The 8,939-nt window shown below is 73.1% G+C and carries 8 protein-coding genes; all 8 read left to right on the top strand.

Annotated elements, in window-relative coordinates:
• Positions 1-121 precede the first annotated feature (121 nt).
• On the top strand, positions 122-1,306 hold the full coding sequence (locus FNQ90_RS05775; RefSeq protein WP_407699310.1) for a PucR family transcriptional regulator: 1,185 nt from the start codon (positions 122-124) through the stop codon (positions 1,304-1,306).
• A gap of 94 nt (positions 1,307-1,400) precedes the next feature.
• Positions 1,401-2,381 (top strand): ACP S-malonyltransferase, encoded by a 981-nt coding sequence (locus FNQ90_RS05780; RefSeq protein WP_182605276.1) that lies wholly within the window; start codon positions 1,401-1,403, stop codon positions 2,379-2,381.
• 151 nt (positions 2,382-2,532) lie between these two features.
• The gene (locus tag FNQ90_RS05785) at positions 2,533-3,537 is read left to right on the top strand and encodes a ketoacyl-ACP synthase III (RefSeq protein ID WP_143618635.1); all 1,005 of its coding nucleotides are present in this window, start codon (positions 2,533-2,535) and stop codon (positions 3,535-3,537) included.
• An 83-nt stretch (positions 3,538-3,620) separates the two neighbouring features.
• A complete protein-coding gene (locus tag FNQ90_RS05790) occupies positions 3,621-3,869 on the top strand; it encodes an acyl carrier protein (protein WP_182605271.1) in 249 nt (82 codons plus the stop codon).
• A 117-nt stretch (positions 3,870-3,986) separates the two neighbouring features.
• Positions 3,987-5,252, top strand: coding sequence for a beta-ketoacyl-[acyl-carrier-protein] synthase family protein (locus FNQ90_RS05795; protein WP_182605272.1), 1,266 nt, complete (start codon positions 3,987-3,989; stop codon positions 5,250-5,252).
• Positions 5,253-5,597: 345 nt separating this feature from the next.
• Entirely contained in the window at positions 5,598-6,548 is a 951-nt protein-coding gene (locus tag FNQ90_RS05800) for an SGNH/GDSL hydrolase family protein (RefSeq protein ID WP_182605273.1), read from the top strand.
• A 208-nt stretch (positions 6,549-6,756) separates the two neighbouring features.
• A complete protein-coding gene (locus FNQ90_RS05805; RefSeq protein WP_182605274.1) occupies positions 6,757-7,932 on the top strand; it encodes a mandelate racemase/muconate lactonizing enzyme family protein in 1,176 nt (391 codons plus the stop codon).
• A partial coding sequence (locus tag FNQ90_RS05810) for a zinc-dependent alcohol dehydrogenase (RefSeq protein ID WP_182605275.1) occupies positions 7,929-8,939 on the top strand: 1,011 nt, incomplete at its 3' end. The genes FNQ90_RS05805 and FNQ90_RS05810, both read left to right, overlap by 4 nt.

Below are 8,939 nucleotides of genomic sequence, written 5' to 3' on the forward strand. Positions count from 1 at the left end.
GTGCTCCGGGCACCCCCTCCCCGCGATCCGGGAGCCCGACCGGGGCCCGGGCGGGAGGGCCCGGCTGTAATCCGCGACACCCTCCGACCACGGCGGACCCGGGATGAGGCAGGCTGTGACCGTGCCCGAAGCCGATGACACCCACCCGCACGCCGCGACCGTCCGGAGCCTGGAGCAGTCCGCGGGGAAACTCGCCGCCGCCGCCATCGCGCGGATGGACCGGAACCTCTCCTGGTACCGCGCCATGCCTCCGGAGAACCGATCCTGGATCGGTCTGGTCGCCCAGGCCGGCATCTCCGCCTTCACCGAGTGGTTCCGCCACCCGGAGACACCCCAGGCCATCAGCACCGACGTCTTCGGCACCGCCCCCCGCGAGCTCACCCGGGCCATCACCCTGCGGCAGACCGTCGAGATGGTCCGCACCACCATCGAGGTGGTCGAGGCGGCGGTGGACGAGATCGCGGCCCCGGGCGGTGAAGGGGCCCTGCGCAACGCCCTGTTGGTGTACGCCAGGGAGATCGCCTTCGCCACCGCGCAGGTCTACGCCCAGGCCGCCGAGGCCCGGGGCGCGTGGGATGCCCGTCTGGAGTCCCTGGTGGTCAACGCCGTGGTCTCCGGCGAGATCGAGGAGGGCGACATCTCCCGCGCCGCCGCCCTGGGATGGAAGTCCCCCGAGCACGTGACGGTGGTGCTGGGCAACGCCCCCAACGGCGACAGTGAATTGACGGTGGAGGCGATCCGCCGGGCGGCGCGGTACGCCCGGCTCCAGGTGTTGACCGGCGTGCTGGGCAAACGGCTCGTGGTCATCGCCGGGGGCACGGAGGATCCGCTGCGCGCCGCCAAATCGCTGATCGGGCCGTTCGCGCCGGGCCCGGTGGTGGCGGGCCCGCCGGTGGCCGACCTGCCGGGGGCCACCCGCTCGGCACGGGCCGCCGCCGCCGGTCTGCGGGCCTGCGCCGCCTGGCCGGACGCCCCCCGGCCGGTACTCGCCGACGACCTGCTGCCGGAACGGGCGATGGCCGGGGACCCGGTGGCCCGGGAGCTGTTGGTGGAGGAGATCTACAGACCGCTGGAACAGGCCGGCTCGGCCCTGTTGGAGACGCTGAGTGTGTACCTGGAACAGGCCAGCAGTCTGGAGGGGGCCGCTCGGATCCTGTTCGTTCACCCCAACACCGTCCGGTACCGGCTGCGACGTGTGACGGATGTCACCGGATGGTCTCCGTCGGAGGTCCGTTCGGCCTTCACGCTGCGGATCGCCCTCATGCTGGGGCGACTCGACGACGGTGGGGCCGGGGCCCGCGCTTGACGTCCCGCTTTGTGGGGCCGCGACAATTCCCCCGTCCGTTCTTCGTTCCGGTCCCCACCGGTGGGGACCGCCCGTCCCGAGAGAGAGTGTGGGAGTGCTCGTACTCGTCGCCCCCGGCCAGGGCTCCCAGACGCCCGGCTTCCTGACCCCGTGGCTGGACCTTCCCGGTGCCGCCGACCGCCTGCGAGGCTGGTCGGAGGTGATCGGCCTGGATCTGCTGCGCTTCGGCACCGAGGCCGACGCCGAGGAGATCCGCGACACCGCCGTGGCGCAGCCGCTGTTGGTGGCCTCCGCCCTGCTCTCCGCCGAGTATCTGCTCGCGGACGCCCCCGCCGACCCGGGTGCCGCGCCGGCACCGCTCGCCCCGAACCGTCCGGGCCCCGCGCCGGACGTGGTGGCGGGCCACAGCGTGGGTGAACTCGCCGCCGCCGCCCTGGCGGGAGTCCTCTCCCCCGAGGACGCGTTGCGTCTGGTGCGCCGGCGCGGCCTGGCGATGGCCGAGGCCGCCGCGGTGACCGCCACCGGCATGTCCGCGGTGCTCGGCGGCGATCCGGAGCAGGTGGCCGACCACCTGGAACGGTTGGGACTGACCGCCGCCAACGCCAACGGCGCCGGTCAGGTCGTCGCCGCGGGCACCCTGGAGCAGTTGGCCGCGCTCGCCGGGGACCGCCCCGAGCGGGCCCGGGTCATCCCCTTGAAGGTCGCGGGCGCCTTCCACACCGCGCACATGGCGCCCGCCGTCGAGGCGATGGCCACCGCCGCCGGTGAACTCGAGCCCGCCGACCCGGTGTTGACCTGGGTCTCCAACGCCGACGGGGAGCCGGTGACCTCCGGTAAGGAGGTCCTGGAGCGGCTGGTCTCCCAGGTCTCCAACCCGGTGCGCTGGGACCTGTGCACGGACACCTTCCTGCGCATGGGCGTCGACGCCCTGATCGAACTGTGCCCCGGCGGGACCCTGACCGGTTTGGCCAAACGCGCCATGAAGGGCGTGCGGACCGTCGCCGTGAAGACGCCCGCGGACCTGGCCGGCGCCCGCGAGGTACTCACCGAGCACTCCGGTGGCGGTGACCGGTGAATTCCGTCGGAGCCGGGTACGCGCACCGGGTGACGGCCGCTCCGGACCGGTCGTTCCCCTTCCCGACCCGTCGGGGCCCGGCGCGATCGCCGGGCCGCCGGCCCGTCCAGCAGCGAACGGTGGGAAACCGCCGAGGAGGAGCCGCGACACCATGAGCGCCACCATCAGGGCCGGCCGGGGCGCGCCCGCCGCGCGGATCCTCGGCGTCGGTGGGTACCGACCGAACCGGGTCGTTCCCAACGAGACCATCCTGGAGCACATCGACTCCTCCGACGAGTGGATCCGTTCGCGGTCCGGCATCGCGACCCGTCACTGGGCGGACGACCGCGAGACGGTGGAGGAGATGTCGGTGGCCGCCGCCGGGAAGGCCTTGGCGAACGCCGGCATCTCCCCCGAACGGGTCGGCGCCGTGGTCGTCTCCACGGTCTCCCACTTCGAGCAGACCCCCGCGATCGCCACCCGCATCGCGCACCGCCTGGGCGCCGGCAAGCCGGCCGCCTTCGACATCTCCGCCGCCTGCGCCGGCTTCGGTTACGGCCTCACCCTGGCCAAGGGCATGATCGTCGAGGGCAGCGCCGAGTACGTCGTGGTGATCGGCGTGGAGCGGCTCTCCGACCTGACCGACCTGACCGACCGCACCACCTCCTTCCTGTTCGCCGACGGCGCGGGAGCCGTGGTGGTCGGGCCGGCCGAGGAGCCGGGAATCGGTCCCACGGTGTGGGGTTCGGAGGGGGACAAGGCGGGCACCATCGGACAGACCGTTCCGTGGGACGCCTACCGCGAGGGGACCGTGGAGCGGTTCCCGGCACTGCGGCAGGACGGCCAGACCGTCTTCCGTTGGGCCGTGTACGAGATGGCGAAGGTCGCCCGGCAGGCACTGGAGGCGGCCGGGCTCACGGCGAACGATCTGGACGCCTTCATCCCGCACCAGGCGAACATGCGGATCATCGACTCCCTGGTGAAGACCCTGGGGCTGCCGGAGCACGTCGCGGTGGCCCGGGACATCGAGACATCGGGCAACACCTCGGCCGCCTCCATCCCCCTGGCGATGGAGCGGATGCTGGAGACCGGACAGGCGCGCAGCGGCGACACCGCTCTGGTCATCGGCTTCGGGGCGGGTCTCGTCTACGCAGCGGCTGTCGTTACCCTCCCCTAGCAGCACCACTCGCGCGTCCGGCCCGGCCGGCCGCCGTCCACACCGATGCGGCACCCGCCGCAGCACACCGAAGGAGCGCCGCAATGGCTGCCACCAAGGAAGAGATCATCGAGGGTCTCGCCGAGATCGTGAACGAGATCGCCGGTATCCCGGCCGAGGAGGTCACCGAGGAGAAGTCCTTCACCGACGACCTGGACGTGGACTCGCTGTCCATGGTCGAGGTCGTCGTGGCGGCCGAGGAGCGCTTCGACGTCAAGATCCCCGACGACGACGTCAAGAACCTGAAGACCGTGGGCGACGCCGTCTCCTACATCACCAGCCACCAGGGCTGAGCCATCGGGCGCGGCCCGGGACCGACCTCCCGGGCCGCGCCCGATGCGGCCGGCACCACCCGTGTGCCGGCGGTGTCCCGCAGATCACCACCCCACGACCGGCGGAGAATCATTCCCGTGAACGCGATCCCTCGTAAGGTGCTCGTCACCGGTATCGGAGCGACCACCCCCCTGGCCGGTGGCAGTGCCGGCACCTGGGAGGCCATGCTGGCCGGCCGTTCCGGCGTCCGTCCGCTCGAACGGGAGTGGGCCGCCGAGTTGCCGGTGAGGATCGCGGCGACCGTGGCCGTGGAGCCGTCCGAAGTGCTGCCGCGCCCGCTGGCCCGACGCCTGGACCGTTCGGCGCAGTTCGCCGTGATCGCCGCCCGCGAGGCGTGGGCGGACGCCGGCTTCACCGGCCCGGCCGGTGAGGACAACCTGGTGGACCCGGACCGGCTGGGGGCCGTCATCGCCTCCGGTATCGGCGGGGTCACCACCCTGCTCGACCAGTACGACGTGCTGCGCGAACGCGGCGCCCGTCGGGTCTCCCCGCACACCGTGCCGATGTTGATGCCCAACAGTCCGGCCGCCAACGTCGGTCTGGAGGTGGGCGCGCGTGCCGGTGTGCACACCCCGGTGAGCGCCTGCGCCTCCGGCGCCGAGGCGATCGGATACGCGATGGAGATGATCCGCAGCGGGCGCGCCGAGGTGGTGATCGCCGGTGGTACCGAGGCGGCCATCCACCCGCTTCCCATCGCGGCCTTCGCCAGCATGATGGCCATGTCGAAGAACAACGACGAGCCCGAACGGGCCTCCCGCCCCTACGACACGGCCCGGGACGGGTTCGTGTTGGGCGAGGGTTCCGGTGTGGTGGTGTTGGAGTCCGCCGAGCACGCGGAACGACGCGGCGCCCGTGCCTACTGCGAGGTGGTCGGCCAGGGCCTGTCCGCCGACAGTCACCACATCGCCCAGCCCGAGCCCTCCGGGCGCGGCGTGGCCGCCGCGATCCAGAACCTCCTGGACACCGGGGATCTCGACATCTCACAGCTGGTGCACGTCAACGCGCACGCGACCTCGACGCCGCAGGGCGACGTGGCCGAGATCAAGGCCCTGCGCAAGGTGCTCGGGGACATCGTGGACGGGGTGGCGATCTCCGCCACCAAGTCGATGACCGGTCACCTGCTGGGTGGCGCGGGCGGTATCGAGACCGTGGCCACGGTGCAGGCCCTGCACCACCGCACGGCTCCGCCCGCCATCAACGTGGACGAGCTCGACCCGGAGGTGGACGCCGACATCGTGCGCGGCGAGCCCCGGCCGCTGCCCTCCTCTGGCCCCCTCGTGGCGCTGAACAACTCCTTCGGCTTCGGCGGTCACAACGTCGTTCTGGCGCTGCGCACGCTCTGAGACGCCACGCCCGACCGCACCGGTGCGCGGGCCGAGGCGTCACCGTGGGTGGGCCACGGTGCGCACCGTCCGCGACGGGGGCCGGCGGCCCTCGGCGGGCTCCGTCCGGGTCGTGATCGGGCGTCCCCGGACCACTCGGAATCGCCCTGTTTCGCCCCGTTACGACGCGAAGAGAGTGGTGGTGCGCGCTTCCGTCCCGAACCGCGCACCGCGTGACGACGAGTAATCTTTTACGCTTGCCCTGCGGGTGTGTCCGCCGAGCGGGCGACGCCACGGCCCCGGGCGCCGCCCGGGTACCGCGGCCACCCGCCCGTCGTTTCCGTCCCTTCCGCACCGGGGAGTCGAATGTCGCCGCGCCCCACGCCGCACGCCCTCACCACCACCGCCGGCGCCCTCGCCTGCCTGCTCGGACTCGGCCTGCTGACCGGCTGCGGCTCCGGAGCCGACGACGGGGAGAGCGCCGACCGCGGAGCGACCGCGGAGGAGACCCCGGACCCCGGGGACGGGGAGGAGCGCGACGACGGGGACCGCGGGACGTCCGACGCCGGCCCCGAGGCGGACGCCGGGGCCGTTCCCGACGACGGCTCACCCGTCCTGGTCGCCCTCGGGGACTCCATCACCACCGGCTTCGACTCCTGCGGGGTCCTCGCGGACTGCCCCGAGGTCTCGTGGAGCACCGGCACCGAACCGGACGTGGAGAGCCTGGCGAGCCGCCTGGACATCACCCGCGTCTGGAACGAGGCGGTCTCCGGCGCCCGGATGGCCGATCTGCCGGCCCAGGCGCAGCGCGCCGCCGCCCGGGAGCCGGATCTGGTCACCGTGCTGATCGGGGCGAACGACGCCTGCGCCGCGACCCCGGCGACCATGACCCCGGTGGAGGACTTCCGCGCCGACTTCGAGGAGGCGTTGGGGATCATCCGCGACGGGACACCGGACGCGCGCCTGTTCGTGGCCAGCGTGCCCGACCTGCAGCACCTGTGGGAGGAGGGTCGGCAGTACCCGGAGGCCCTCCAGGTGTGGCGGTTCGGCATCTGCCCCTCGATGCTCGCCGACCCCGAGGCGCTGACCCCGCAGGCGGAGGAGCGGCGCACGGAGGTCCGCGAGCGGGTGGTGGAGTACAACGCGGCGCTGGCCGAGGTGTGCGCCGACGACGTGAACTGCCGGTACGACGACGGGGCGGTCTTCGAGTACACCTTCACCGCGGACGACCTGAGCGAGTGGGACTGGTTCCACCCCAGCCGGGAGGGCCAGCGCGCCCTGGCGGAGTTGGCGTACGAGCGGCTCGGCGAGGAGTGAGCCGGGCGTCGCGGACGGGACGGTGACGGACGGGCGGTGGATCCCCGGATCCACCGCCCGTCTGCTTTCCGCCTCGCCGGGAGAGGCGGGCGCGAGCGGCGGTGTTGACAGCGCGGGGGTCCCTCATTACCGTCTCGACAGGATTTCGAACGCTGCTCGAAATATCGAACAACGAATACGGCGAGCCGGATCGGACGGAAGGCCCCCTGTGCGCATCACCGGTATCAGCACCCATGTCGTCGGCACCCCCTGGCGCAACCTCACCCACGTCCTGGTCCACACCGACGAGGGTCTGACCGGCGTCGGGGAGACCCGGATGCTCGGTCACACCGACGCCCTCCTGGGGTACCTGCGGGAGGCGGAGGTCAACCACATCGCCGGCTCCGACCCCTTCGCCATCGAGGACCTGGTCCGCCGGATGAAGTACGGCGACTACGGACGGGCCGGGGAGATCGTCATGTCCGGGATCGCCTGTGTCGAGATGGCCTGCTGGGACATCAAGGGCAAGGCCCTGGGGGTGCCGGTGTGGCAGCTGCTGGGTGGACGGGCCAACGCCGCCGACCCCCGGATCAAGGCCTACGCCAACGGCTGGTACACCGTCGAACGCACCCCCGAGGCGTTCCACGCCGCCGCCCGCCGGGTGATCGAACGGGGGTATCGGGCCCTGAAGCTCGACCCCTTCGGGACCGGTAGCTTCGAGCTGGACCACGCCGAGACGACTCGTTCGCTGGCCCTGGTGGAAGCGGTCCGTGACGCGATCGGCGAGGAGAACGAGCTGCTGCTGGAGATGCACGGCCGGTTCAGCCCCGCCACCGCGATCCGGCTCGCCCGGGAGATGGAGCCCTTCCGGCCCTCCTGGCTGGAGGAGCCCGTACCGCCGGAGAACCTCAAGGCGCTCGCCAAGGTCGCGGCCCGGGTGAACATGCCGGTCGCCACCGGCGAACGGATCCACGACCGGATCGAGTTCCGCGAGCTGTTCGAATCACAGGCCGTGGACATCATCCAGCCCGACGTCGGCCACCTGGGCGGCATCTCCGAGACCCGCAAGCTCGCCGCCACCGCCGAGACCCACTACGTGCTGATCGCCCCGCACAACGTCGGCGGCTCGGTGCTGACCGCCGCCAACCTCCAGGTGGCCGGCTGCACCCCCAACTTCAAGATCCTGGAGCACTTCAACGACTTCGCCGACGCGGAGATCAAGAAGGTGGTCAAGGGAGCGCCCGAGGTGGTGGACGGTTACTTCACCCTTTCGGACGCCCCCGGTCTGGGCGTGGAGTTCGATGTCGACGCCGCCGCCGAGTTCCCCCAGCAGCGGGCGCACTTCGACCTGTGGGCCGAGGACTGGCACAAGCGGGACGGCGCGCCGCGCGGAAGCCGCCCGTGAGCCGCCTCGGCCGGGCCGTACTGGTGGAGGGTCCGCGCCGCCATCGGGTGATCGAGGTGCCGGTCCCCGTGCCGGGCCCCGGTGAGGCGCTGGTCCGGGTGCACGCCGCCGGGCTGTGCGGGAGTGACCGCGAACTGTACGAGGGGACCCGGGCCGAGGGGTACGTCCGGTATCCGATCGTCCCCGGTCACGAGTGGTCCGGCACCGTCGAGGCGGTGGGCGAGGGCGTGGAGCGGTCCCTGGTGGGCCGCCGCACGGTGGGCGAGGGGTTCCGCAACTGCCGCTCCTGCGCGCGGTGCCGGGCCGGCGAGACGAGCCTGTGCTCGGCCGGGTACGCCGAGACCGGGTTCACGCTGCCGGGGGCCTTCGCCGACCACCTGGTGCTCCCGGCACGACTGCTGCACCCGCTCCCCGACGACGCGGACGGGGACGCCGCCGCACTCCTGGAGCCCGCGGCGGTGGCCGCGGCGGCCGTGCTGACCGCCGCCCCCCGGGCGGGTGAGCGGATCGCCGTGGTGGGGGCGGGGACCCTGGGGCTGCTCGCCCTGCACCTGCTCGCCGGCGGTGACCCGGCCGAGCTGGTGGCGGTGGACCCGCGGCCGCGGGCGGGCGAGCGCGCCCGCAAGGCCGGGGCCCACCGGGCCCGACGCCCCGGGGACCCGGACCCGGGCGGCTACGACCTGGTGGTGGAGACCGCCGGCGCGCCCGGCAGCGCCGACGACGCCTGTCGGCTGGCCCGGCGGGGCGGCCGCGTGGTGCTCACCGGCATCCCGGCACCCGGTGCGCGCGGTGTGGACCCGATCCTGCTGGCCACCTCCCAGCTCACCGTCTCCGGTGTCTTCGGCGCCCCCTCGGCCGCGTGGCGGCACGCGGTGCGGGCCTTCACCGAGGGGGTCCTGCGCCCCGGCGAACTGATCACCCATCGCCTTCCGCTGCCCGCCTTCGCCGAGGCGGTGGAGTTGGCGGGCGGCGGGGACCCGGAGGCGGGCAAGGTCCTGCTGGTGCCC

This window comes from Streptomyces alkaliphilus (assembly GCF_014141535.1).
GTDB classification, from domain to species: Bacteria; Actinomycetota; Actinomycetes; order Streptomycetales; family Streptomycetaceae; genus Streptomyces; species Streptomyces alkaliphilus.